General features: G+C 63.6%; 19 protein-coding genes. 6 read left to right on the top strand and 13 right to left on the bottom strand.

The genetic code is table 11. The features are described 5' to 3' along the window. Positions 1-46 precede the first annotated feature (46 nt). Entirely contained in the window at positions 47-1129 is a 1083-nt protein-coding gene (gene xerS, locus I8J29_RS00410; protein WP_090637102.1) for a tyrosine recombinase XerS, read from the top strand. Positions 1130-1542: 413 nt separating this feature from the next. On the opposite strand, the gene I8J29_RS00405 is transcribed toward xerS, so the two are convergent. The 4 genes from I8J29_RS00405 to I8J29_RS00390 form a co-directional block, all read right to left on the bottom strand. Beyond that, positions 1543-2001 carry a GyrI-like domain-containing protein gene (locus I8J29_RS00405; RefSeq protein ID WP_208845617.1) on the bottom strand — a complete coding sequence of 153 codons (459 nt, stop codon included), beginning with the start codon at positions 1999-2001 and terminating at the stop codon, positions 1543-1545. 191 nt (positions 2002-2192) lie between these two features. Then, the gene (locus I8J29_RS00400; RefSeq protein WP_208845616.1) at positions 2193-3929 is read right to left on the bottom strand and encodes a proline--tRNA ligase; all 1737 of its coding nucleotides are present in this window, start codon (positions 3927-3929) and stop codon (positions 2193-2195) included. A gap of 383 nt (positions 3930-4312) precedes the next feature. After that, entirely contained in the window at positions 4313-4693 is a 381-nt protein-coding gene (locus I8J29_RS00395; protein ID WP_208845615.1) for an MmcQ/YjbR family DNA-binding protein, read from the bottom strand. 128 nt (positions 4694-4821) lie between these two features. After that, complete coding sequence (locus tag I8J29_RS00390) at positions 4822-6366, bottom strand: DUF4153 domain-containing protein (protein WP_208845614.1); 1545 nt, start codon at positions 6364-6366, stop codon at positions 4822-4824. Between the two features lie 147 nt (positions 6367-6513). Here I8J29_RS00390 and I8J29_RS00385 point away from each other — a divergent pair, with 147 nt between their 5' ends. Then, positions 6514-8766: an ABC transporter substrate-binding protein gene (locus I8J29_RS00385; RefSeq protein ID WP_208845613.1), complete on the top strand. Its 2253-nt coding sequence runs from the start codon at positions 6514-6516 to the stop codon at positions 8764-8766. A 1127-nt stretch (positions 8767-9893) separates the two neighbouring features. Here the strand turns inward: I8J29_RS00385 and I8J29_RS00380 are convergent. From I8J29_RS00380 to I8J29_RS00350, 7 genes are all read right to left on the bottom strand, one after another. Next, on the bottom strand, positions 9894-12293 hold the full coding sequence (locus I8J29_RS00380) for a glycoside hydrolase family 95 protein (RefSeq protein WP_208845612.1): 2400 nt from the start codon (positions 12291-12293) through the stop codon (positions 9894-9896). A gap of 217 nt (positions 12294-12510) precedes the next feature. Next, positions 12511-14067 (bottom strand): ABC-F family ATP-binding cassette domain-containing protein, encoded by a 1557-nt coding sequence (locus I8J29_RS00375; protein WP_208845611.1) that lies wholly within the window; start codon positions 14065-14067, stop codon positions 12511-12513. A gap of 157 nt (positions 14068-14224) precedes the next feature. Then, complete coding sequence (locus tag I8J29_RS00370) at positions 14225-15028, bottom strand: DUF2935 domain-containing protein (protein ID WP_338112999.1); 804 nt, start codon at positions 15026-15028, stop codon at positions 14225-14227. 97 nt (positions 15029-15125) lie between these two features. Beyond that, complete coding sequence (locus I8J29_RS00365) at positions 15126-16256, bottom strand: Ger(x)C family spore germination protein (RefSeq protein WP_208845610.1); 1131 nt, start codon at positions 16254-16256, stop codon at positions 15126-15128. After that, a complete protein-coding gene (locus I8J29_RS00360) occupies positions 16244-17362 on the bottom strand; it encodes a GerAB/ArcD/ProY family transporter (RefSeq protein WP_208845609.1) in 1119 nt (372 codons plus the stop codon). The genes I8J29_RS00365 and I8J29_RS00360 overlap by 13 nt, the downstream gene beginning before the upstream one ends. Next, positions 17359-18912, bottom strand: coding sequence for a spore germination protein (locus I8J29_RS00355; protein WP_208845608.1), 1554 nt, complete (start codon positions 18910-18912; stop codon positions 17359-17361). Before I8J29_RS00355 ends, I8J29_RS00360 begins: the two co-directional genes overlap by 4 nt. A gap of 430 nt (positions 18913-19342) precedes the next feature. Further along, positions 19343-20458: a threonine aldolase family protein gene (locus I8J29_RS00350; protein ID WP_208845607.1), complete on the bottom strand. Its 1116-nt coding sequence runs from the start codon at positions 20456-20458 to the stop codon at positions 19343-19345. 210 nt (positions 20459-20668) lie between these two features. Here I8J29_RS00350 and I8J29_RS00345 point away from each other — a divergent pair, with 210 nt between their 5' ends. The 3 genes from I8J29_RS00345 to I8J29_RS00335 all read left to right on the top strand — a co-directional run bounded on the left by I8J29_RS00345 (position 20669) and on the right by I8J29_RS00335 (position 23364). Beyond that, entirely contained in the window at positions 20669-20956 is a 288-nt protein-coding gene (locus I8J29_RS00345; RefSeq protein WP_208845606.1) for a hypothetical protein, read from the top strand. A 118-nt stretch (positions 20957-21074) separates the two neighbouring features. Continuing rightward, positions 21075-21692, top strand: a complete 618-nt coding sequence (locus I8J29_RS00340; protein ID WP_090636262.1) for a thymidine kinase — start codon at positions 21075-21077, stop codon at positions 21690-21692. 208 nt (positions 21693-21900) lie between these two features. Continuing rightward, positions 21901-23364, top strand: a complete 1464-nt coding sequence (locus I8J29_RS00335) for a DHA2 family efflux MFS transporter permease subunit (protein WP_208845605.1) — start codon at positions 21901-21903, stop codon at positions 23362-23364. 221 nt (positions 23365-23585) lie between these two features. Here the strand turns inward: I8J29_RS00335 and I8J29_RS00330 are convergent, their stop codons facing one another. Further along, entirely contained in the window at positions 23586-24290 is a 705-nt protein-coding gene (locus I8J29_RS00330; protein ID WP_208845604.1) for an SDR family NAD(P)-dependent oxidoreductase, read from the bottom strand. Between the two features lie 209 nt (positions 24291-24499). Between I8J29_RS00330 and I8J29_RS00325 the strand changes: the two genes are divergently transcribed. Further along, positions 24500-24670, top strand: a complete 171-nt coding sequence (locus I8J29_RS00325; protein ID WP_208845603.1) for a hypothetical protein — start codon at positions 24500-24502, stop codon at positions 24668-24670. A gap of 165 nt (positions 24671-24835) precedes the next feature. On the opposite strand, the gene I8J29_RS00320 is transcribed toward I8J29_RS00325, so the two are convergent. Beyond that, positions 24836-25375 carry a DUF1697 domain-containing protein gene (locus tag I8J29_RS00320; RefSeq protein WP_208845602.1) on the bottom strand — a complete coding sequence of 180 codons (540 nt, stop codon included), beginning with the start codon at positions 25373-25375 and terminating at the stop codon, positions 24836-24838. Positions 25376-25379: the final 4 nt, after the last annotated feature.

The following is a 25379-nucleotide window of genomic DNA, read 5'->3' as shown; positions in this document are numbered from 1 at the left end:
CGCGCGCGCTGCACTACAATAAAGCTACTTGGAGGTGGACAACGGCATGAACCTGATCAAGGCGAAAGACCGGCAGGAGCTGGACCGCAGAACGCCGTCCATGCCCTGGTACATCGAGAAATTCATCAACTACAAGCTGCCCGACCTCTCCCCCTCTTCGCTGCTGGAGTACGTCCGGGATTACGACGCCTTCCTCTCCTGGCTGCTGGCCGAAGGGCTGGCGGAAGGACCGGCGATCCGCGACGTGAAGCTGGAGGAGCTCGAGAAGCTGCACATGGACAGCATCGACGCGTTCCGGATGTTCCTGATGACGCGCGCCGAGCAGAGCAACAGCCGGACGACGATTTCGCGCAAGCTCAGCTCGCTGCGGTCGCTGTTTCATTATTTGAGCCAGATCGCGGAGGACGAGGACTTCTATCCGCTTCTGAAGCGCAACGTCATGGCGAAGGTCTCGATCAAGCGCACGGCGAAGCCGAAAGATACCGCGGCCAAGCTGGAGGGCAAGCTGCTGCAGGAGCGGGAGATCGACGAGTTCATCCGCTACATCAACGAGGACTACGGCGCGGAAGTCGCGGACAACAAGCAGGCGCTGTACGCGTACGCGAACAACCGCGCGCGCGACACGTCGATCGTCAGCCTGATTTTGAATTCCGGGCTGCGGGTATCGGAGCTGTACAATATGAACGTCGACGACCTCGATCTGAAAAAACGGCTGCTCTACGTCTACCGCAAAGGGAAAAACGACGACACGTTCAAGACGCCGGTCTACTTCAGGCAGGAGGCGCTGCGCGACCTGCAGCACTACTTGTCCCGGCGGGAATCGCAATACAAGGCGCCCAAGCGGGAGAAGGCGCTCTTCCTGGCGCTCCCGAACGGCAAGCGCGAAGGCTCGCGGATGACCAAGCGGGCCATTCAGGAAATGGTCATCAAGTACGCCAAACGGTTCGGCAAGCCGTATTTGTCCGTGCACAAGCTGCGGCACTCCTTCGCGACCGATTATTACTTGCGCAACGACCTGTACAAGACGCAGGAGCAGCTCGGCCACGCGTCGCCGGAGACGACGCAGATTTACGCGCATCTGACGGACAAAACGATGGCGGAAGCGATCGACCGGCCGAAGGAAGCGTAACGGGACAGCGCCGTCACGGCAAAAAAGAGCAGAGAGACGATCCGAAGCTAAGCTTCGGGCCGTCTCTTTTTACAGGTTTGGCAGGCAGGTTTGGTCTAGTCGCGGCCGTCGTGCCAGAAGCCGGTCAGCCGGCCGGACGCGATATGGCACAGGTCGAGGCTCGCCGTCCTGGACGATCCGCTGGACCGGAACGCCGTCGACCTGCTCGGTCCCTAGATCCTGCTGCTCAAGCAGCTGCATTACGACGAAAAGGACCGGCCCCTGTTCGATTCGTTGGATTACTTGAAGAGCACCTTCTTCAAGCTCGTCATCAAGCTGGAGTCGCCGGCGGAACAGGCCGTTCGCGGGCAAAAAAGCCTCGGACCCTTAGGTCCGAGGCTTTCCGCCGCTGCCCGCCGCCCGTCTGCGGCGCGTCAGGTTAGCGAGAAATAAATTTCCGTTTCCAGCTGCGACTCGTCTTCCTGCCAGTGCCCGTATTTCTCGAGCAAAGGCTTGCGGCACGAGCGTCCCGCTTCGGCGACGGCCGCGAGCAGCGCGTCATACGTCGCGCCGAGACCGGCGTACGGGCCGCGGTGCACGCAGTAGGCATGCGCGCCCAGCGACAGCGTTCGGCGCGACATGCCTCCGGCCGGCTGCCCTTCTTCCGCCGGCCCGTCCGCGAGCTCCACGCCCGCGAAGACGGTGCCGTCCGCGTCGTAGATCAGATGGCTCAGCCCTCGGTTCGTCACATGCTTGCCGAGGATTTCCTCCCACAGGCGTCCCAGGAGTTCCATCGCGACCGCGCCGACCGCTTCCTCCGGACGACGGAGCCTCGAGAAGCCGTACAACGTGACGCGATACGGCGCATCGACCATCTTCCATTCCAGGCTCATGCTTCCGATTCCCCTCTCGAGATCAGCGTCGGCGGCGGCGCGAGCCCGCGGGCCTCCCGCAGCGTCCGCGCGGCAATGCGCGTCCGGGCGGCGCCGATTGTCGGCGTTAAGGCGATGCCGTCGGCCATTCTTCGGGTATGCCGCGGATTCTGATGAAGTTCCTAGGGGCGTGCACTGCCTCTACACCCCGCCTAGACTTGACCCTGCCCTTTCTCCCTCAGCCACCGCTTGACGGCGGCCGGAACGTCCGCCAGCGCCATGCGTTCGGCAGGTCCGCCGCCGCCCCGCTCCTTCCATTCGACCTCGCCCTCGGCGATTCCTTTCCCGATGACGATTCGAATCGGAATGCCGATCAGGTCGGCGTCCTTGAGCTTCACGCCGAACCGCTCGCCGCGGTCGTCGAGCAGCGTCTCGACGCCTTCGGCCCGCAGCTCGCCGTACAGCCGGTTCGCCGCCTCGGTCTGCGCCGCGTCCTTGTCCGAGACCGGCACGATATGGACATGGAACGGCGCCAGTCCCGCCGGCCAGACCATCCCGTGCTCGTCGTGATGCTGCTCGATCGCCGCCGACAGCAGCCGCGTGACGCCGATGCCGTAACAGCCCATGATGACGGGCCGCAGCTCGCCGCCGGCGTCCGCGAACGCGGCCCCCAGCTTCTCGCTGTATTTGGTCCCGAGCTTGAACACGTGGCCGATCTCGATGCCGCGGATGACGCGCAGCTCTCCGTCCGCGCAGTTCGGGCAGGCTTCGCCTTCCGCCGCGTTGCGGAAATCCCCGGTCGACGCAAGCGGAAAATCCCTGCCCGGCACGACGTGACGGAGATGGTAATCCGTCTCGTTCGCGCCGGCGACGCCCTGCCGCATCGCGGCGACTTCGTCGTCCGCCAGCAGCGGGATCGACAGGCCCACCGGCCCGGCGAAGCCCGTCGCCGCTCCCGTGATCGCGCTCACGGCGGCGCTATCCGCCAGCTCGAGGTCCAGGACGCCGAGGGCGTTCTTCACCTTCGTCTCGTTCACCGTGCGGTCGCCGCGGATGAGCACGGCGACGTGCTTGCCGTCCGCCGCGTAGATCAGCGTCTTGATCAGCTCGTCTTCGCGCAGGCCGAGCCCCGACGCGAGATCGTCGATGGATCGCAGCCCCGGCGTATGGAAGCGCTCGGGCGCCGGAATGTCCGCCGCCTCTTCGCCGGCATGGCGCCCGGCCGGCTTGCGCCCGGCGGCCTTCTCGAGGTTGGCGGCATAGTCGCAGCGGCTGCAGGTGACGACGTCGTCTTCGCCGGACTCCGCGATCGCCATGAATTCGTGCGTGCCGCCCTCGCCTCCGATGGCGCCCGGATCCGCTTCGACCGCCAGGTAGCGGATGCCGCAGCGCGCGAAGATCCGCCCGTACGCCGCGTACATGGCGCGGTACGCGGCGTCGAGGCTTTCCCAGTCGGCGGCGAACGAATAGGCGTCCTTCATGACGAATTCGCGGCAGCGCAGCAGGCCGAACCGCGGCCGGCGCTCGTCGCGGAACTTCGTCTGGATTTGGAACAGCGTCACCGGCAGCTTCCGGTACGTTCCGATTTCCTGCCCGACGAGCGCGGTCACGACCTCCTCGTGCGTCGGTCCGAGCACGAACTCCCGCTCGCCGCGGTCGCGCAGCCGTACGAGCTCCGGCCCGTATACCTCGTACCGGCCGGACTCCCGCCACAGCTCGGCGGGCTGCAGCGCGGGAAGCAGCACCTCCTGCGCGCCCGTCCGTTCCATCTCTTCGCGGACGATGCGTTCCGCGTTGCGGAGCACCCGCCGCCCGAGCGGAAGGAACGAATAGACGCCGGCGGAGAGCTGGCGGATGAAGCCGCCCTTGACGAGCCATTGATGGCTGACCGCTTCCGCGTCTGCCGGCACTTCCCGCATCGTCGGGATGAACGCTGATTGTTGCCGCATGAACATAACCCCCTTGATTGGTCGTCGGCGCGCGCGGCGCCGGATCTCGACTGCCCGATCACGCCAAAAAACGCGCACCCGTTCCCGGTTAAGGGACGAGTGCGCGCTCGTGGTACCACCCCAAATTCAGCCGCGCGGCAGCGATAGCCGGGCGGCGCTCTGGATCGGATAACGGGGAGTTCCCGGCTGCAAATACTGAATTCCTTGCAGCGACTACAAGGCGGGGCGCGATTCGCGGCGGCGGGGAGCTTCTCAGCCGGCGGGCTCCCTCTCTGAACGCGGCTTGTGCGGATCGGCATGTCCTTGATGACGGTCGTTCGATGATTGTTTCCTACCTTACAGCAGTCCCGGCACCCGTGTCAAGCGGCCGATTGCCGCCGGCGTCAGTCCTTGCCTTCCGTCAGCGCCTTCGCGTATTTCTTGGGCGCCCGGTGCCGGTAGGCTTCGCCGATCACGGCGGCGATCTCGCCCCATTCCGCCCCGCGGTCCAGACGAACGCCGACCCAGCCGCGCGGACCGACGTACGCCGGCACGTAGTACAGCTCCGGGTTGCCCGATACGAGCAGCTGCTGCATCCCCGGCGGCACGGCGCACCATAAGCCGACGATGCCGTCGCCGTGATGATTGTTCCGGTAGTGGACGAACGCTTTCTTCCCGTCGACGAAGAAGCCGGGCGACCCGTGGCTCTCCCGTTCGTCCGCGCCCGGAAGCGACAGGCAGTGCGCCCGCGTTTCCGCCAAAAACGGTTCGTGTTCGACAGTCATGGCATGGCTCCTTTCCGGCGATTTTCATGCATCGGGATCCGGATCGCGCGCGAGCGACTTAGGCCGAGGCGCGTGCATGGCGAATGACGTCGGCTGCCGCCGCCAAACCTGTGCGACATGATTCCGCGTCAGCGCAGCTCCCGCAGCGCCCGGGACTTCGACCGGTTCCACGCCGGCCAGCCGCCCGACCCTTCCGATCGTCCGCGAATGCTCGCGAAGACGACGTCGAGCCCTTCCACGCCTTCCGGGTGGCGGTCCCGCAGCAGCAGCAGCGGCGGCACGGCGTCCGCGGACAGCGTCATCATGTAGGCCATGTCGATATTTCCGCTCGCCTCGTACCGCTCGGCGTTCTTCGCCGCGATCATTCTGTCGAGATTAGCATAGTTGAACGCGACGTAAGCCGCAAGTCCGATCGCGATATACGTCTTCGCCAGCGGGAACCGGTCGCGCCAAATGCGGATCAGCGATACGGCCAGGACGAAGGAGAGCACCAGCATGAAGCCGTGCACGAGCAGCCGGGTGCGGGTAAAGCCGTAGGCCTCCTCGTACAGCGCGAGCCGGCTGAACGCCGAGACGAGCATGACGACGGTGAACCCGACGAGCAGGCTGAGCGACAGCCGGCGCGCGCGGCGCTCGAGCGGCCCGCCCCGCTTCACGGCATGCAGGCCGCCGAGCAGGAGCAGCAGGTTGATGACCGCGACCGCCACCAGCTGCGCGAAGCCCTGCCGCGCGTAATCGGCATACGCGGCGCCGTCCGGAAGCAGGCCGTTCGCCGCGCCGAACAGGTACGAGAACTGAATGGCCGCGAAGACGAGATAGACGGCGTTGAAGCAGATCAGCAGCGTGTTCGCCGTCAGCGGATCGAGCCCGAACGGTTCGCGCTTCTCCGCCGCGCCGGCCGTCTCCGTCTCCGACTCGAGCCAAAGCGTGCGTTTGAGCTCCGCGGCCTGCGGGTCGCTCCGATTGAACAGCAACGCCCACAAGTAGCAAAACGCGTAGAGTGCGAACCAGGCGCCGACGGCGATTCGGGCGACGCCTTCGAACAAATCCGCCCGCAGGAGCAGGCTCGGTAAGCGCCAGATGAGATCGCCGAAGATCCGGTCGGCGGTGGCGAGCAGGACGATGACGACGAGCAGCGGCGGCGCCGCGAGCAGCAGGCCGAGCGCGATCCGGCGCGCCTTGCCGGCCGCGCGGCGGCCGCCTCCCTCCGGCTTCGGCAGCAGCCGGTTCGCGAGCAGGCCGAACGGCACCGCTATGTAGGCGAACGGCTGAACGAGCGCCAGCATCAGCACGTCGCCGTAGAAGCGGGGACGGAACCACGGCTTCTCGCTATTGCGCGTCAGCAGCACGGTTTGGGCGGCCGCGAGCGCCGGGAGGACGAACAGGTTGAGCGTGCGGAATTGTTCGTCCGCGAAGATCGCGAACGTTAACGACAGCAAGCCCACGGGCAGGGCCAGCAGCCAGCCGGACTTGGTTTGTCCGCGCCACCGCTCGAATCCGCCGATCCGCCCGCGGACCGCGTAGAAGAACAAGCCGTAGAACGCGGCGACGAAAATCGGGACGGAGACGTTGAAGCCGTTCCCGACGAATACATATTGACTGACGATACCGAACAGCAGCGACAGCAGCGCGAGGTTGTCGTACCGCCGCTGCCACGGGGCCGGGTGGCGCATCGTGTCACGCTCCGATCAGGCGCCGGTGTTGGCGCGAATTGCTTGCATACCTTGCTTCCATTTATTGTAGCCGATAAAATAAGAACAAAAAGTGAAAGTTATTTTTTCGGCTTTTCCTATTTTAATGACGGAGCGGAGGCGGACGGGATGAAAATCAGGCGGCACTACTTGTCGCTGCGCAAGCTGTATCCGCAGGTCCGCGAGCGGGAACCGCTCGAGGTGACGACGCAGGAGCTGGCGGAGGCGCTCGACTGCACGCACCGCAACATGGTGCTGCTGCTGCGGCGCATGCAGCGGGAAGGTTGGCTCGGCTGGGAGCCGAAGCGCGGGCGCGGCAACCGTTCCGTCCTGCGGTTTCTGGCCGCCAAGGACGAGCTGATCCTCGCGGAGGCGCAGGAAATCGCGGAACGGCAGGATTTGGCCCGCGCCGCCGCCTACCTCGGCGAAGAGGACGATGCCGGCGCCGGGCTTCGCGCGCGGTTCCAGGATTGGCTGTCGGGCCGGTTCGGCTTCCGGTCCGAGGTGCGGGGCGAGCGGCGGCTCGATCTGCTGCGCTTTCCGCTGCCCCAGCGCATCGCTTCGCTGGATCCCGCGGAGATGCATTTCGCCGGCGAGTCGCACCTCGTCAATCAGCTCTTCGACGGCCTTGTCCGCATGGGACCCGGCGGGACGGAACCGCTGCCGCATCTGGCTCATGCCTGGGAAACGGACGCGTCGCGGCGCTCGTGGACGTTCTACCTGCGCAAGGGCGTCTTGTTCCATAACGGCCGGGAGCTGACCGCCGCGGACGTGAAGTTCTCCTTCGAGCGGCTTCTGCGGCTGGCGCCGAAGGGGCTGTTCAGCCGGGTGTACCGGGCAATCGCCGCGATCGAAACGCCGGACGAACGCACCGTCGCCTTCCGCCTGCGGTCGCCGAACGAGCTGTTCCTGCCGTTTCTGGCCACGAACCGCGCGTCGATCGTGCCGGCTCTTCCCGAGCTCGAGAACGGCGCCTTATTGGGACTGCACCCCATTGGGACCGGTCCGTTCCGGCTTGCCGGGAGCAGCCATGGGATCTTCACGCTGGAGGCGTTCGCGCCGTATTTTCAAGGCAGGGGCTTTCTGGACGTCGTGGAGGTGTGGACCGATCCCGAGCGTCGCGAGGCGGCTTCTGTCGGGAAAGCCGCAGGCAGGGATGGCGTGGGCAATTATGGCGAGGGCAAGGAGGAAGCGGACGGCAGGACGGTTGGAAATGCCGGGGATGCCGCGGACGGCGCCGAAGCGCCCGCCTTTCAGGTCATGCACAACGTGAGGCTGACGGGACCGGCGGCGGAGCGGCTCCAGCAGATCAGGCAGTCCGGCACGACGTGCAAATTTCTGACCGTCAACGAGCTGCGCGACGGTCCGCTGCGCGATCCCGCCGCCCGGGCGGCGCTGGACGCGGCGCTCGACCGGGGACGGCTGATCGAGCGGCTGTCCGGCGACGTCATCGAAGCCGCGGACAGCTTCTGGCCGAAGCCGGCCTCGGATGACGCGGCCGGTTGGGGCGGCGGCGCGCAGGGACTCGGAGGTTTATTTTCCGCTGGCGGCATGGCCGATTCGGTGAATGCGGACCGATTTGCGGCTCTATGGGAATCCGGAGATGGCGAAGGCGGCGCTAGCCGGCGTTCGGGACAGGCCTCCGATCCCGATGTCGATGTCGAAGGGGCGCGGACCCTCGGCGATGCTGACGGAGCGAGGAGCGTTATCGATGCTATCGGAGCGAAGAGCGTTGTCGATGCTATCGGAGTGAGGAACGGTATCGATGCTGACGGAGCGAGGAACGGAATCGATGCCGCCGACGCTACCGGCGAGCCCGACAACGAAAGAGCTTTTACGTCGGTGCCTGCCGCTTCCCGGCTCGCGACCGCGAACGGCGATGACGCCCCCATCGTGCTCGCCACTATTCCGCAGTATCGCAACGACGCCGAGCTTGTGCGGGACGAATGCCTGAAAGCCGGCATCCGGATGCGCATCGAGCTGATTCCCGCCGAGCTGTTCAAGGGAGAGTCCCGTTTGAGGGCGGACCTGCTGCTCTTCGCGGTCATGCTGGACGAACACCGCGAGCTGAGGCTCATCGAGCTGTTCAGGAGCATGCTGCATCACTTGCTGCCCGGGACCAGACAGGACTTGGAGCGTCGAATCGACGACCTGATGACCTTACGTGACGGGGACCGGCGCAACGCGGCGCTGCGGTCCATCGAAGCGGAGCTGCGCGCGTCGCGGAGCTTGCTGTTCCTCTACCGCAAACATCTGAAAACCGCCTTCCATCCGTCGGTCCGCGGCATTTCGCTGGATTCCTTGGGCTGGGTGCGGTTCCGCGACCTGTGGTTTAAACCGGAGGAACTCCAAGAGGAGCGGCAGCGGCCCGAAGCGGAGTAGGCGAGAACGAAAGCTTCGCAGAATCTTCAACAATTCGCGATTCTTTGACAATTTTCGATTCTTTGACCATCGGCGATCCTTATAGGCATTGGAAGAGGGTATCGAATAGCTTGCGGCAATTAGTCCGGAACCGGTCTTCCTTGGCATTGTACCCGTACCGGTTCCCACGCTCAAATAGGCGTTCCCATCACCTTCTTCACCTGAAACCGTCCGGCTCTCCCCCCCATGTAGGCGCCCCCATCACCTTCTTCACCTGAAACCACCCGACGTTCACCCCATGTAGGCGCTCTCCTCACCTTCTTGACCTGAAACCACCCGGGTTTCCCATCATGTAGGTACTCCCATCACCTTCTTCACCTGAAACCACGGGGGGTTCCCATCATGTAGGCGCCCCCATCACCTTCTTCACCTGAAACCGCCCGGCTCTCCCCCCATGTAGGCGCCCCCATCACCTTTTTGACCTGAAACATCTGAGATTTCACCCATGTAGGCGTTCTCCTCACCTTCTTCCCCTGAAACCACCCGGGGTTTCCCTTCATGTAGGTGCCCACATCACCTTCTTGATCTGAAACGCCTGAGATTTCGCCCCAGGTAGGCGCCTTCCTCACCTTCTTCCCCTGAAACCACCCAGCTTCCCCCTCATGTAGGCGCTCTCCTCACCTACTTCACCTGAAACCGCCCGGCTCTCCCCCCATGTAGGCGCCCACATCACCTTCTTGACCTGAAACACCTGAGATTTCGCCCCATGTAGGCGCCTTCCTCACCTTCTTCCCTTGAAACCACCCGGGTTCCCCATCATGTAGGCGCCCTTCCCACCTTCTTGACCTGAAACCACCCGGGTTTCCCAACAAGTAGGCGCCCCCACCCCCTTCTTGCCTGATAACCCCGAGATTTCGCCGCATGCAAACACCCCTCCACCTCTTTCCCCTGTCTCACGCTTCCGGCATGCCGGGCTCCCCGGCCCGGGAGTCGAGGATGCCACGCGCCGATCCCGCCTTCCCGATAACAAAAAAACCGCCCCGCCGGCCAACGGCCGATGGGACGGTCTCACTTTACTAACTCCGCGCGGCGTATCTCACGATCCGCCGGCGGCGCCAAGAGCTACAACACAAGCAACCGCTATGCCCCTACGCCCGCGCGACCGCGTACCGGCCGCCGGCTTCCGTCCGGAACCGGACGCGGCCGTCTTCGAGCCGCTCGAGCTCGACCGGCGCCGCTTCGCCGCCAGGCGTCGCGGCCGACACCGCGACCGGGCCGTCCGCCGCGAGCACGCAGGCTTCACCGCCGTGCGAGACGATCTCGGCTTCCGCCAGCCTGCCGCCCGACCAGCGCAGGCTCACCTCGAAGCCGCCGCGGGCGCGCAGGCCGGAGACCCGGCCTTCCGGCCAGGCGGACGGCAGCGCGGGCAGCAGCCGCAGCTCGTTCAAGTGCGACTGCAGCAGCATCTCGGCGATGCCGGCGCTTGCCGCGAAATTGCCGTCGATTTGGAACGGCGGATGCGCGTCGAACAGGTTCGGGTAGACGCCGCCCTTGTGGTAATTGTCCGGCTCGTCCTCGCGCACGATTTTCAGCAGGTTGTCGAGCAGGCCGAGCGCCCGGTCGCCGTCGCCGAAGCGCGCCCAGAGCGACACTTTCCAGCCGAGGCTCCAGCCGGTGCCTTCGTCGCCGCGGCGTTCGAGCGACGTCTTCGCCGCTTCGAACAGCTCCGGCGTCGCGTCCGCCGTCAGCTGGCGGCCCGGGTACACGCCGAACAGGTGCGAGACGTGGCGATGGTGCACGTCCTCGTCCTCGTAGTCGCCGCTCGCCCATTCCTGCAGCTGCCCGTGCCGGCCGACGGCGAGCGGCAGCAGCCGTTCGCGCGCGGCGGCGAGCTCCGCCGCGAACGCTTCGTCCTCGCCGAGCGTCTCGGACGCCTCGATCAGGTTCGTGAACAGATCCCAGATCAGCTCGAGGTCCATGGACGACGCGCTCGTCACGCCGGCCAGCCCGTCCGCGGTGCGGAACTTATGCTCCGGCGACGTCGACGGCATCGTGATCAGCCGGCCCTGGCCGTCGTCGACCAGCCAGTCGAGGCAGAAGAGCGCGGCTTCCTTCATGACGGGATAGGCCTGCTCCCGCAGGTACGTCTTGTCCCGGCCGAACGCGTAGTGCTCCCACAGGTGCTGGCACAGCCAGACGCCGCCCATCGGCCAGCTGACCCAAATCGCGTCGCCGTTGCCGAAATCGCCGACCGGATCGGTCTGCGCCCACAGATCGGTATTGTGATGCACCGTCCAGCCGCGCGTGCCGTAGTTGACGGACGCCGTCCGCTTCCCCTTCTCGGCCAGCTCTCCGATGAAGCCGAGCAGCGGCTCGTGGCACTCCGCCAAATTGCAGCTCTCGACCGGCCAGTAATTCATCTGCGTGTTGATGTTGATCGTATAATTGCTGCTCCACGGCGCCCGCGTTTCCTTGTTCCAGATGCCCTGCAAATTCGTCGGGCGCGTGCCCGGGCGCGAGCTCGCGATCGTCAGGTAGCGTCCGTAGTGAAAAATCAGCTCCGCCAAGCCCGGATCCTTCGCGCCGTAAGCCGCGACCCGCGCGTCCGTATCCATCGCGTCCGGCGCCGCCGAAGGGCCGAGCTCGAGCCCGACGCGGTCGTACAGCGCGCGGTAATCGTCGACGTGACGGGCGCGCAGCGTCTCGTACGGCAGCGCCGCGGCCGCTTCCAGCGCGGCCGCCGCGATCGGTCCCGGCTCCTTGCCTTCGCTGCGCGGCATCCGGTCGAAGCCGTTGAAGCTCGTTGCCGCGCTCCAATACAAGACGGCCGCCGTGGCGCCGATGACGTGCAAGCCGTCGCCGTCGATCCAAGAGAAGCCGTCGCCGTCCTCGACCTTGACCGTCAGGCCGCCTTCGAACGAAATCGCCTCCGACGTGAACGGATCGCCGTAGACGAGCGGCTCGTCCACCGGGTAATAGCTCGGGGCCGCATGCTCGGGCGCCACGCCGTGCATGACGTACCGCCCGTCGGCCGCGAACGTCTTATAGCGCAGCGGGCTGTCCAAACGGGCGTGAAAGCTGAGCTTCCCGGTTTGGCTCGCCTGCAGGCGCAGCGCGATGACGCCGTCCGGATGCGAAGCGAACAGCTCCCGCGTGTAGACCACGCCGCCGACTTTATACGTCACGGTTGTAACCGCTTGCGTCAAATCGAGCGAACGCGCGTAATCGGAGTGGACGCTGCCGTGCTCGAACGTCAGCCGCAGATGGCCGAGCGGCATGTACGCCTGCGTGTACGGGCCCATCATTTCTTTGCACAGCAAGTCCGCCTCGACGAACCGCTTCTCCATGATCAGCCGGCGCACCTCCGGGAGCACTTCCTTCGCGCGCGGGTTGCTGCCGTCGGTCGGATGACCCGACCACAGCGTATCCTCGTTCAGTTGAATCTCTTCGCTCTCCACGCCGCCGTAGACCATGGCGCCGAGCCGGCCGTTCCCGACCGGCAGCGCTTCCGTCCATACGCGCGCGGGTCTGCCGTACTTCAGTTTCAAATCGACACGCCCTTCCCAACTCATACTGGATGCATAATCCAATGTAGCGCGCCGGGACGAGGCCCGTCAAGCGCAAGGCTCGGCGACGGCCGCGGGCGGAGCGGAGCCGGCGCATGCGCGCCGCGCCGCCGCGCCGCCCCCCTGCGCGACAAAAAAGCCGCTTCGCGGATCGGGCCCATGCCCTCTCGCGCGAAGCGGCCCGCTTTCGGCCGTAGGATTAAAACACCTTCGTCGTCCACGATTCGCAGTTCCACGTCTCCGTCACGACGTCGCGGTAGAATTCCGGCTCGTGGGAGATGAGCAGGATGCTGCCCTTGTACGCCTGCAGCGCCCGCTTCAGCTCTTCCTTCGCGTCGACGTCCAAGTGGTTCGTCGGTTCGTCGAAGACGAGCACGTTGGACTCGCGGTTGATCAGCTTGCAAAGCCGGACCTTCGCCTTCTCGCCGCCGCTCAACACCGCGATCTTGCTCTCGATGTGCTTCGTCGTCAGGCCGCAGCGCGCCAGCGCCGCGCGCACCTCGAACTGGGTGAACGAAGGGAATTCCTTCCACACTTCCTCGATGCACGTGTTGTAGTTGGCATCCTTCACTTCCTGCTCGAAGTAGCCGATTTGCAAATGCTCCCCGCGCTGCACGGTCCCGGAGATCGCGGGAATCTCGCCCAGGATGCTGCGCAGCAAGGTCGTCTTCCCGATGCCGTTCGCGCCGACGAGGGCGATCTTCTGCCCGCGTTCCATGCGCAGGTCGAGCGGTCTCGACAGCGGCTCGTCATAGCCGATGACAAGCTGGTTCGTCTCGAAGATGAGCTTGCCGGAGGTCCGTCCTTCCTTGAACCCGAACTGCGGCTTCGGCTTCTCCTTCGCCAGCTCGATGACGTCCATCTTGTCGAGCTTCTTCTGGCGCGACATCGCCATGTTGCGGGTCGCGACGCTCGCTTTGTTCCGCGCGACGAAGTCCTTCAGGTCGGCGATCTCTTGCTGCTGGCGCTTGAACGCCGATTCCAACTGCTGCTTCTTCATCTCGTAGACCTGCTGGAAGTGGTCGTAATCGCCGACGTAGCGGGTCAGTTCCTGGTTTTCCATATGGTAGATCAGGTTGATGACGTCGTTCAGGAACGGGATGTCGTGGGAGATGAGAATGAACGCGTTCTCGTATTCCTGCAAGTAGCGTTTCAGCCACGTAATATGCTGTTCGTCCAGATAGTTGGTCGGCTCGTCGAGCAGCAGGATGTCCGGCTTCTCGAGCAGCAGCTTCGCCAGCAGCACCTTCGTGCGCTGACCGCCGCTCAGGTCGGTGACGTCCTTGTCGAGGCCGATGTCCGTCAGCCCGAGGCCGCGCGCCGTCTCCTCGATTTTGGCGTCGATCATGTAGAAGTCCTGGTTCGTCAGCGTATCCTGGATCGTGCCCACGTCCTCGAGCAGCTGCTCCAGCTCCTCCGGCGTGACCTCGCCCATCCGGCCGTACATGTCGTTCATTTCCTGCTCCAGGTCGAACAGGTATTGGAACGCGCCCTTCAGCACGTCGCGAATCGTCAATCCGCGCTGCAGCGCCGCATGCTGGTCCAAATACCCGACGCGCACCCGCTTCGACCATTCCACTTTGCCGTCGTCCGGCTGAAGCTTGCCCGTGATGATGTTCATGAAGGTGGACTTGCCTTCGCCGTTGGCGCCGATCAGTCCGATATGCTCGCCCTTCAGGAGCCGGAAGGATACGTCGTTGAAAATCGCCCGGTCCCCGAAGCCGTGGCTAAGCCGTTCTACGTTTAATATGCTCATCGATGACACCTTTTCTGTTAGACTTTATACTCCGTACTATTATAGCGTTCCGCTTCTCCCAACTCAATGAAAAATCGCCGCCCCGCGCGGAGGCTCCGCTCCCAAACAAAAAGACGGCCGATATAGGCCGCCTTCCGCAAGCGTAGGGTCGATCGCGTCAGGAACCGGCCCGAGGCCGGTCCGGATCGCAGTTCGGGCTCGGCACCAGCCCGAGCGCCGCCAGTTTGCGCAAGTAATAGCATTCCTCGCGCAGCATGTGATCGGGCACGAGCGGCGCGAGCCTGTCGAGCACCTCGTCGGTCAGCTCCCACGATTCCAATTCCGCGAGGAAGCTCCGGAACAGGTTCATCTCCAGGTCCACGTCCTTGTGGAAACGCCGGAACGCCGGGAAGTCGCGCAGCTGCGTGCGCATGTAGCCCGCGAGCTCGATGCTCTTCAAGTACAGGTCGTGAAAATGCTTCATGAACTCCCGTCCGCGCTGCTGCAGCCGCTGCTCGACGGGATCGAGATCTCCCACGATCGTCGCGGCGTGGAAGGCCGCGTCCGTCAACCACAGCAGATCGTGATGCAGCGCGGGAAAGAGCGGCACCGGACGGCCTGCCTCCAGCTCGGCGAGAATGCGCAAATATTCCTCCAGCTCGTTGACCATATGGTTGATGAACGACGGCGTCAGCCCGAACGTCAGCTGCCCGAGCAGCATCCGTTCGAGGAGGTGCAGCTTGAAATTCCGCAGCTCTTCCGTCAGCGGACGCGCCTCCGCCGTCACGGCCGCGGCCTCCGCGTCCGTCTGCGCGCCGCGCGCACGCGCCAGCAACCCGTCGAACGACTGGATGAATCGCATGGCAAGCTCGATGTCCTTCGTCTCCATGGGCGCGAGCGCGTTCCGGATAAACCGGCTGTGATCCCCCAAGATTTGGAGCCAAAACCGATGCTCGAACAACACGGCGTCTTTCCCGTCCACGTCCGACCGCCACCTTTCCGGCTTGATTTCGTCCGTTTAGCCTATGCGGGCGGCTCGGCGATCATTACGCGGCGGAGGGCGGCCGTTGAAATCGCGCCTAGCGGACATCGCCCATGTCGACGATCCGGGTGCGGACGCGCAGGTTGACCTCCGCCTGTCCGAACGCTTCGCCCCAGTTGTCCTGCACCTTCTTCCACGCCCGGTATTGATAGGCCCTCGCGAACAAGCCGAGGCCGATCGGATCCACGCGATGCCGCTGGAACTTGGCGACCAGCGCATCCATCTTGGCCTTCAGCTGTTCGTCGATTTGGGCTTGCAGCCCCGCGGCGTTCTTCTCCACGTCGAACGCGAACAGCCGCTCCGTCAGCCGAATGGGCAGCCCCAGCTCGATATCGAAGCGAAACTTGCCGCCGGCATAGGTCGTCCTCACTTTGCGGTCGACGTCAAGGACATAGAAGCTCACGGCGCCGGTGTTGATTGCCGAGCCTTTCTTCTGTTCCTCCGGCAGCAAGAGGGTGATCGACAGGTCGGATTTCTTGTCGTCCTGCACGATCTGCAGCATCATCGACTCGTTCATGTCGATCGAGGCGACGTAGCGCCCTTCGTGATTCAGCAGCGCCGAGCTGTCGGCCACGACCTCGCGCTCGGTTTTGCGGATGATCGTCATGTCCGGCGTCCGGCCCCGCTCGTACAGCAGCCGGTGCATCTCCCAGAGCGTCGTCTCCTCCACGAGATTTCGTTTGTACGTCGTATCGAGCAGCTTCGCGATATGCAGGGGCAGCCTGCGTTTGTCCGGCGGCGCGAAATACATGATGTCCGCGACCGAGCCGTCGACGGCGACGAGCCTCGCGTTATTCCGCGTCTTGGAATCGCGGTAGAAAATGTCGAGCAGCTTCACCCAGTCCGGCTGCTGCAGCAGTTTCTTGCCGAGCAGGACGTTCTGCAGCTTTCCCGTGGTGATGAGCGCCGAAACGCGGGCGTCGAGCTGTCCCCTGGAATCCCGAAGCGTCAGCGCGTTTACCTGCGTCACTTCGTTTTTCACCTTCGCCTCCTTGCTGAACACCGGGCTCGCCGAGTAGACGACCAACCGATTGTCCTTGTCCAGATCGACGCCCATCATCAGCACGAGCGTGATGTCTTCCAGGTTCATGCGGTCCTTGCACGCCGGCAGCACGAGCAGCGACGACAGCGCGGCTAGCAGCAGCACGGCCCGCTTCACGTCGACCACCGCTTGAATCTCAGAAGGACGGAGAGGATGCACCAGAGGCAAACGGGCAGCAGGTACGCGATCGCGAACCCGAACGAACTAAACCCCTTTAGCGCGCTCGAGCTGGCATTCCAATCCGGGTTCCACATCCACGTGACCAGAAACATGCCCCCGAGGAGCAGGGCGGTATACGTCCCGGGTTTTCCGACGACGAACAGGCTTTTCATGCAATACACGCTCATGAACAGCGACGGAATCCAGGTCTTCGAGATGATGAGCAGGTACCAGGTCAGCATGATGATGTCGAACCGCTCGATGTACCGCGTCTCGAGGATCTTGAAGATCGAGATGACGGGTTGATTGAATTGGGTAATCTCGTCGGGACTGTAGACCAGGAAGCAGACGAGCGTCACGAGCAAATAGATGACCAGCGTATAGGTATTCGCGATCAGTACGCCGAGCGACGCATATTGCTTCTTCTCCAGGTTCGGATAGATGAAATAGATGATCTCGAATCCGAGAAACGCGAGCAGCGTCTTCGGAACCGTGTCCAGCACGGGCTGCCAGCCTTCCTTCAGCACCGGAAGCAGATGCAGCCAATTCGCTTCCCGCATTAGCACGCCCAAGAGCAGCAACATCCAAATCGACGAATACACGACGATTTCCGCATACCGCCCCATGACGCGGACGCCGCCCTTGACGATCATGTAAGCGGGGACGACGAAGAGCAGCATCAGGACGTACGTTCGGGATTGCTGCATGATCCAGCTTTGCACGAGCAGGACCATCCGATCCAGGATCAGGTAAGCGTAGAACGTCGCGTAGACGCCGAAGAAAACCGTCGCCAGCCGTCCGATCCACCGGCCGAAGAAGCGGGAGATCAGCTCGATGATCGTGCCCGTAGGATGCTTCTTCATGACCTGCACGATGATCAAACTGGCGGCGACCGAACCGAGCCAGCCGATAAGCAGCGCGATCCAGCCGTCCGTCCCGCCGCTTCTCGCCAAATCCGACGGCAACGAGAGCCCCGTTACGCCAAGCTGCATGCTGTGGATGATCAAGATGAACTGCGTGATCGTGATCCGGTTATGCTTGGCGTCCGGCCGCAGGTAAGCCGAGCCGTTCATGGCGCGCCTCCTCCTTCGCCGCCCGTGCCCATGCGCTTCTTCTGCATGGACCGGACGCTTCTCGGCCGCTTGACCATGAACCGAAGCGGCAGCCGGACGAACACGTCCTTCCAGTCCTCGACGCGCGTAGGCGCGAGCGGACTGCTGTACGATTCGCCGAGCGACCGCATCGTAATGATCCGGGCCATGATGATCATGAAGCAAGCGACGAGACCGACGATGCCGAAGAGCGAGGCCGCGATCATGACCGGGAACCGCGTCAGCCTGATGGCCGCCGCCATGTCGTAATTCGGAATGATGAACGACGCGACGGCCGTCGTGGCGACGACCACGACCATCAGATTGCTGACGATGCCGGCCTGCACGGCCGCTTGGCCGATGACGATGCCGCCGACGATGCCGACGGTCTGGGCCACCGGCGCGGGCAGCCGGACGCCGGCTTCCCGCAGCATCTCCAGCGTCACTTCCATGATGAGCGCCTCGAGGAACGGCGGGAACGGGACCGACGCGCGGAACTGTCCGATCGACAGAATCAGGTCGAGCGGGATGATCTCGTAATTGAACGAGATCGCCGCGATGTACAAGCCCGGCAGGAATATGGCGATCAGGCACGCGAACAGCCGGAGCATGCGCAGGAAGCTGGCGATCGGCCAGCGCGTGCTGTAATCGTCGATGCCGTGGAAGAAAGCGACGATGCCGACGGGCGCGATCAGCACGCTGGAAGAACGGTCGACGACGACGCAAATTCGGCCCTGCAGCAGCTGGGACGCGGCGGTATCGGGGCGCTCCGTCGTGATGAATTGCGGGAAGAAGTACAGGACGCTGTCTTCGAGCAGCTCCGCCAGCTCGCCGGTGTTGAGCACGGCGTCCACGTCGAGCGAACGCAGCCGGTTCTCCATCGTCTCGATATGCTCGGGCTCCGTTACGTCTTCCATATAAAGCAGCGATACCCGGCTGGGCGCACGCGCGCCGACCGTGTATTCCTTGATCTTGAGCTCGCGCGTGGGCAAGTAGCGGCGAATGAGAGCGATGTTGGAATCGGCCGTTTCCACGAACGCCTGGTGCGCCCCCTTGAGCGAAGCTTCGATTTGGGAATCGGAGATCGCGCGCTGCGGCCAGCCCTGCGTATTCATGGAGTAAGCGTGCGCCATGCCGTCGACCAACAGGACGCTCAGGCCGTCGAGCAGTCCGTGCTCGATCTGCGACCAATCGCCGCACACCGCCATCCGGCCCAGCGAAACCGGCAAATAGCCGGACGGGCTTTCGCCCGGCACGTGGCGCATCAGTTCATGCAGGATATTATTATTGATGGCGTTGATGTCCGAGAGGCCGCTGATATAAATGAGTGCGGCTTGGCGGCCGATTTGCTCGTAGCGGAAGGTACGGATGACCAGGTCGGGCGTATGGCTGAAGACGCGCCGCAGCTCCGCCAGGTTCCGTTCCAGCTCGGCGGCGACCGGCGCGCGGCCGTTCGGAGAAGCGCCGTCCCGGCGCGCGGCGCCTTGCCCGCCGGCCAGCGCAAGCTTAACCAGGCGTCGTAAAAATGACATGGCGTGGCCCTCCTTTTTCTTGATCCGTTCCTTCATTTTGCCAATCGGCCCTTAGGTTTATTCGCATGGCGAAGCGGCCCTGCATCCGGCGCGGCAAGGCGAGCGCGATTACGGCATCGGCGCACGGTCAGGCTCGCGGGCAGACCAAACAGGCCGGCCGGACGTTCCGGCTGGCCAGCTTGCGCCGGGGCGGCGGCCGCTATGGCCGCTCCCGGGCGTTCAATTCAGTTTCTTTCCTTTGCCCGTTACGAAAAGAAAATGACGGCCGTCAACTGCGCGTCCGCCGCGTTGAACGGTCACGTGCTTCACGGTGTCGGAGAGCGTGTACAATTGGTTTTGTGACAAAAAGTCCCGCAGCTTCCGCTGCGGGACTTCCTCTTCCGCTATTTCCCTATTCTACATAAACGGATCCAACGATTGGAAGCGGCTGCTATTGCCCCGCCTTCGGCTCGGCAGCTTGAGCGCCGAGCGCTTCATCAAGCTGCCGGAACGCTTCGCGCAGCTTATCCGCCGGCACGCCGGCATACCGGTCGCCCAAGCTGACCTCGAATTGGCTTCCGCCTTCCGCGGCGGCGTTGACGTACGCGGTCAGCCCCACGCCGGTCCGCTCGGCGATGCCGGCGAAGATCCGCTCCGCGTCTTCCTTCGGCGCGTCGAGGTGGACGTGGAACATGTTCGACACCGGCGTCTGCGGCCGCGTCTTCGCGCCGCGGCAGCCGTTGTACAGCCCGGCCAGCTCGACGGCGTCGCGGTAGTACCGCTCCATCTTCGGCACCCGCTCGCGGAAATACCGCTCGGCCGGGATGATGTACGGATACAGGCTGATCAGGTCGCCGCCGTGCCGGCGTTTCCAGATTTTCGACTCGGCCGCGAAATCTTCGGGCCCGGCCAGAATCGCGCCCGCAATGCCGCCGATGCCCTTGTAGAACGAGACGTACACGCTGTCGAACAGCGCGCAGACCTCCGCGGCGGTCTTGCCGTAGTAAGGCAAAATTTCGAACAGGCGCGCCCCGTCGAGATGGAGCTTGATGCCCCGCTCGCGGCACAGCGCCGACATGGCCTCCAGCTCCGCGTAATCCGGCAGCTGCCCGCCGATTTCGCGCTGAGGCAGCTCGAGCAGCAGGCACGCGACGTCGGCGCCCAGCGTCTCGACGTCCCGCGGCAGCACCGTGCGGCTCTTGTCCGCCAGCAGGATCGGCTCCAGCCGGTGCAGCTCGCGCAGCCCGTTCTGTTCGTGAATCTCGAGATGGCACAGCGGGTGGTACGCGACCGTCGCGCTGCCCCGCCGGTCGCTCCAGATCCGCAGCGCGATCTGCTGCGCCATCGTCCCGCTCGGGAAGAAGACCGCGGCGGGCTTGCCCAAATATTCGGCTATCTCCGTCTGGAACCCTTCGATGACGGCGCCCGAGCCGTACATATCGCTCTCCGTCTCCCCGTCGATGCCGCGGAATGCTTCCAGGAGCACCTCCGCGTTGCGCCGGCCGTGTCCGCCGACGGGATACGCCGATTTGTCGAACGCCTGCTTCAGCGTGATGTTGTCGTCCATGCGCATGCTCCTTACGCGAACGGCCGCCCGGCCGTTCGTCCTTGATGGGTATGATTCGTCGCGATTAAGCGTTCGCCGTTCGTTCAATTCGCCGCCGTTAGGCGGATCTCCTTCCCGCCGGCAAAATCAGCAACGGCCCCGGTACGACCCGCCTCCCTCCGTCATAGGATGTACCATGCCCTTACTCTTCCCGCGGGGAGGTGATTTCAAATGACATTCGCACTCACCGACTGGATGCTCTATTCGATGTGGGTCGTTATGGGCGCCATGGGCCTCAATTTCCTTGTCGGCCTCTACCAATCCCTGAAGGACGGCGCGTTCTCCAGCGACCTCATCACGAAGTACCTGTCCGATCTCGTCATGTTCGTGCTCCCGCTGTTCATGCTTTCCAACATGACCGTCTTCGATAGCACCGGCTGGATCATGGAAACGGCTTTCTACATTGGCGCATTCGGTGTCGTCGTCAAATATCTGATGGATTTGAAAGGCAAATTGTAATCGCGTTCAGGACAGCTGCCGGGAATCCGGCGGCTGTTTTATTTTGCCGGCGCCGCCTTGTCAGCTTCGTTCAAATATGGTACACCAGTAAAAGACATCATGCGTAGGAGAGATTGCAATGGCTCAGCTGTATTATAAATACGGAACGATGAACAGCGGGAAATCGTTCGAAATCATCAAGGTCGCCCATAATTACGAGGAACAGGGAAAACGGGTGCTCATCTATTCGCCGTCCTTCAGCGCGCGCGGCACGTCGAAGCTGGTCGGTTCGCGGGTCGGCTTCGAGCGGGAAGCGATTCCGGTGGAGGCGGATACCGACCTGTACGCGGACGTCAAGTCGCATCTGTCCGCCTCGGGCCCGAAGCAAATTTACTGCGTGCTCATCGACGAAGCCCAGTTCCTGAAGAAGCATCATATCCTGGCGCTAACGCGCGTGGTGGACGAGCTGAACATCCCCGTGATGGCGTTCGGGCTCAAAAACGATTTTCAAAACCAGCTGTTCGAGGGCAGCTATAATCTTCTGATCCAGGCGGACAAGATCGAAGAGATCAAGACGATCTGCTGGTACTGCGACCGCAAAGCGACGATGGTCATCCGGTTTCGCGACGGGAAGCCGAGCAACTCCGGCGAGCAGATCCAGATCGGCGGCAACGACGATTACAAGCCGGTCTGCAGGCGGTGCTACAACCAGGCCTTCCGCGAAATCGACACGGCGCTGGACGAACCGGAAGCATAAGCGGCGGCAAGGGGCGGAGAACGCCTCTTTTTTATTTGTCCGGCAGCGCGGGACAAGCGGTTTTCACTGACAGCCCTTGTCACCGGCGAGGGGTATGCTTGCGGTAGGCTCCGCTGTGAAAATCGTCGCTTTTTCGCCGCAATTTTTCCTTTGACTTCCATTTCGCAACGGCTTAAAGTGGAAACAAATCGTATTTAGGAGGCCCGACATGTCCGCCCAACGTACCGCTCCCCCAACCGTGCCGTTCACGTCCATGCGTCAATTGGTTGGTCCGCTTCTCGCCATCATCGTCGGCATTTTCATGGTCATTCTGGACAGTACGGCCGTCAACGTCGCGGTGCCCAAGCTCGTGGACGACTTCCACAGCAAGCTGGAAACCGTTCAATGGACGATTACCGGCTACGCGCTCGCGCAGGCCGCCGTCATTCCGCTTGCGGGCTGGATGACGGACCGGTTCGGCTCCAAGCAGATTTTCATCGTCTCGCTCGTGCTCTTCACCATCGGCTCCGTCCTGTGCGCGACCGCGACTACCGTCGATCAGCTGATTTTCTACCGGGTGCTGCAAGGGCTCGGCGGCGGCATGGTCAGTCCGATCGCGTTCGCGATGACGTACCGGCTGAGCCCGCCGGAGAAAGCCGGCTCGATCATGGGACTCATGGGCCTGCCGATCCTGCTCGCCCCGGCGCTCGGCCCGATCATCGCCGGTTACCTCGTCGACTACGTCGAATGGCAGTGGATCTTCCTGATCAACATCCCCGTCGGCATTCTCGGCGTCATTCTATGCGCGCTGCTGCTTCCGAGCCTGCCGAAGAAATCGCACACGTCGCTCGACATGCTGGGCATCCTGATCGGCCCGCTCGCGTTCGCCGGCTTGTCGTACGGATTGAGCGAAGGCTCCACCAGCTGGACGTCCGACAAGACGATCATCGGGCTCGTCGTCGGCGTCGTCGCCCTCGCCGCCTTCATCGTCATCGAGTTGAGCCGCAAGCAGGAGCCGCTGCTGGAGCTGCGCGTCTTCCGCTCCTCGCTCTTCACCCGCGGCATTCTCGTGCAATGGGTGCTTCAGTTCGTCATGTTCGGCATCATCTTCTCGGTGCCGTTCTTCATGCAGAAGCTGATGGGCATGTCCGCGTTCAAAGCCGGCATGTGGACGCTGCCTCAGGCGATCGCCGCGGGCGTGTTCATGCCGATCGGCGGCCGGCTGTACGATCGCATCGGCGCGCGGCCGCTCGTGCTGGCGGGGCTGACGATCGTCGGCGTCGGCGCGTTCCTGATCGCCCGGATCGACCCGACGGAGAGCCCGTGGCAGTTCCTCGTGCCGCGCGCGATGCTCGGCATGGGCATGGGGCTGTCGTTCCTCGGGCTGAACACGCACCTGATCCAGTCCGCGCCGAGCAACCTCGTCAGCCGCGTCACCTCGCTGACCAGCGCGGCCCAACAGATCATGACGTCGTTCTCGGTCGCCGGCCTCACGACGATCATCGCCAACCGGACGGCGCATTACGCGGCGGACGGCAGGGCGATGCCGGACGCGATGACCCATGCGTTCCACGATGCCTATTACGTTCTCGTCGGGCTGGCCGTGTTCGGCCTGCTGTGCGCGGCCACGCTGAAGCGGCCGAAGACGGACGCGGCGAACCCGCCGGTCTCCCATGCGGTGGACATGGGCTGACGACAGGATGAAAAAGCGTTCCGGACCCGGGGTCCGGAACGCTTTTTTGCTTCAGGCACGTCATCCTGGCGGTGCCCGCCCCCGCTCCCGGACGCAAAAAAGAACCGCGGTTCCCGGGCGCGCCCGGGAAAACCGCGGTTATTGCTTCACTGCATAAGGACTTAAAATAAGGATTCCATTGGGAGTCATTTGAGGTTTCGTTCGGGACTCAAAACAGAATCTTAAATCGGCAGCTCGCGCCCGGCCGGATCGACGAATCCGTGCTTCTTGACCCGAAGGGGACGCACGCGCTCCAGAATGCCGACCAGCTGCCGGGCCGCTTCGACGGGATCGCCCGGCGCCCGGTCCCCGCCCATGTCGGTCTTCATCCAGCCCGGATGAATCGCCAGCACCTGGAAGCCCTGCGGCTCCAGCTCCTTGCGCAGCTTCTCCGACAGGAACGTGAGCGCGGACTTCGTCAAGCCGTACGGATAGTCGCCCGCGTACGCATTGGCGAACGCTCCCGCCTCGGACGAAATGTTCATGATGGACGGCAGGCTCGCCTTGCGCAGCGCCGGCAGCAGCGCCTGGATCAATTTGATCGGGCCGAACAGGTTCGTCTCGAACGAAGCCGCCACGTCCGCGAACGCCAGCGATTCGATGCCGGCCTCGCGGCCGAGCAGAATCGCGGCGTTGTTCACGAGCGCGTCGATCGGCGCTTCCCGCTCTTTCAATTCGTCGGCAAGCCGCTCGATCGACGCGTCGTTCGTGACGTCGAGCTCGAACAGCTCGATCCGCGCGCGAAGTTCTTCTTCCAATGCGCCGTAACGCGCTTCGGCCGCCGTTTTGTCGCGGACGCCCGCGACGATCTGATGGCCGCGCTTCGCGGCGATGACCGCAAGCTCGTAGCCCAAGCCGCGGCTGGCGCCGGTAATGACGATTCTCATGAATGTTCAACCCCGCTTTCGTCAAACATAGTCTGACCTCTATTATAACGCTTTCATGGACGCGGACGCCAATGGTAGCCGTTTCCAATTCGATTGGCGGGCAGGCGCCGTAAAGAATTCGTAAACGCGTATACGATGCCGCCCTCCGGGGGCATTCTACAATTGGCTGCCATTGCCATCCAACGCACGCTGCAAGGAGGTGTACATAGATGAACAACGCGAATAACGAAGTAACGAAAGCCGACGTACAGTCCTCCGAGCTGAACAAGCTGCCGGTTCCGGGCCAGGACGACACCGAGTTCTCCGCCGAAGAAGCCGCCGAAGCGTTCCAATCCGGCGCTTCCGCCAACCGTTCGGCGCAGAACGAGGAAGAAGCATAAACGGTTCGCGAGCGGTGATTCGCCGTTCGTACGCGCACGCGACGCGAAAAGAAGCCTCCCTCATCCCGGGAGGTTTCTTCCTTTGCGGCGTCTTCGGCTCGTCTTCCGTTCATTGAAGATTCGCCGCTTCATTCCGGCGCCTGCAATCCGCGGAGCCGAGCCCCGTCAGTCCATCGCGCGCAGCATCGCCTGCAGCTTCACGACCGTGTTCCAATTGCGGGTCGTCACGACGTCGCCGAGCTTGGCGAAGTTGGCCGCCAGCTTGGAATCCCGAATGCTTTGGCCGTAATGGCAGTAGACGACCGTGCCGTCCGCCTGAAACCGGTCCAGCTCCGAGCAGCCCGCGCTTAGCTTCTCCAGCTGCGGGCCGCTCAGCGGCTCGTTCAACACCGACAGGTGAACGCTCTTGCCCTCCGCCGCGGCCGCTTCCTCATAGGGACACCCGGCGACGATGGCGTCCAGCTCGCGCTGCTCGCGGATCATCACCTTGGCGCGAATGCCCGAGATTCGCGTAATGGCCTGCTCGATGGCGTCCCGGAGCTCGCCGGCGTCCTTCGCGGACCGGAAGACGACGTTGCCGCTCTGAATGTACGTCTGCACCTTCGAGAGGCCGATCGCCTCCAGCTCGCGCTTCAAGTCCGCCATGGCCAGCTTGTTCTTGCCGCCGACGTTGATGCCGCGAACGAGCGCGGCGTAATTCGTCATGCCC

It is taken from the genome of Paenibacillus artemisiicola (assembly GCF_017652985.1).
GTDB lineage: Bacteria > Bacillota > Bacilli > Paenibacillales > Paenibacillaceae > Paenibacillus_Z > Paenibacillus_Z artemisiicola.
This window is presented reverse-complemented; position numbering and strand designations above follow the sequence as displayed.

Excerpts from the sequence above, each read along its gene's own strand:
- I8J29_RS00340 (WP_090636262.1), top strand. The coding sequence starts at position 21,075 with ATGGCTCAGCTGTATTATAAATACGGAACGATGAACAGCGGGAAATCG.
- I8J29_RS00385 (WP_208845613.1), top strand. The coding sequence starts at position 6,514 with ATGAAAATCAGGCGGCACTACTTGTCGCTGCGCAAGCTGTATCCGCAG.
- I8J29_RS00360 (WP_208845609.1), bottom strand. The coding sequence starts at position 17,362 with ATGAACGGCTCGGCTTACCTGCGGCCGGACGCCAAGCATAACCGGATC.
- I8J29_RS00330 (WP_208845604.1), bottom strand. The coding sequence starts at position 24,290 with ATGAGAATCGTCATTACCGGCGCCAGCCGCGGCTTGGGCTACGAGCTT.
- xerS (WP_090637102.1), top strand. The coding sequence starts at position 47 with ATGAACCTGATCAAGGCGAAAGACCGGCAGGAGCTGGACCGCAGAACG.
- I8J29_RS00325 (WP_208845603.1), top strand. The coding sequence starts at position 24,500 with ATGAACAACGCGAATAACGAAGTAACGAAAGCCGACGTACAGTCCTCC.
- I8J29_RS00390 (WP_208845614.1), bottom strand. The coding sequence starts at position 6,366 with ATGCGCCACCCGGCCCCGTGGCAGCGGCGGTACGACAACCTCGCGCTG.
- I8J29_RS00405 (WP_208845617.1), bottom strand. The coding sequence starts at position 2,001 with ATGAGCCTGGAATGGAAGATGGTCGATGCGCCGTATCGCGTCACGTTG.
- I8J29_RS00345 (WP_208845606.1), top strand. The coding sequence starts at position 20,669 with ATGACATTCGCACTCACCGACTGGATGCTCTATTCGATGTGGGTCGTT.
- I8J29_RS00320 (WP_208845602.1), bottom strand. The coding sequence starts at position 25,375 with ATGACGAATTACGCCGCGCTCGTTCGCGGCATCAACGTCGGCGGCAAG.
- I8J29_RS00350 (WP_208845607.1), bottom strand. The coding sequence starts at position 20,458 with ATGGACGACAACATCACGCTGAAGCAGGCGTTCGACAAATCGGCGTAT.
- I8J29_RS00335 (WP_208845605.1), top strand. The coding sequence starts at position 21,901 with ATGTCCGCCCAACGTACCGCTCCCCCAACCGTGCCGTTCACGTCCATG.
- I8J29_RS00375 (WP_208845611.1), bottom strand. The coding sequence starts at position 14,067 with ATGAGCATATTAAACGTAGAACGGCTTAGCCACGGCTTCGGGGACCGG.
- I8J29_RS00355 (WP_208845608.1), bottom strand. The coding sequence starts at position 18,912 with ATGTCATTTTTACGACGCCTGGTTAAGCTTGCGCTGGCCGGCGGGCAA.
- I8J29_RS00395 (WP_208845615.1), bottom strand. The coding sequence starts at position 4,693 with ATGACTGTCGAACACGAACCGTTTTTGGCGGAAACGCGGGCGCACTGC.
- I8J29_RS00400 (WP_208845616.1), bottom strand. The coding sequence starts at position 3,929 with ATGCGGCAACAATCAGCGTTCATCCCGACGATGCGGGAAGTGCCGGCA.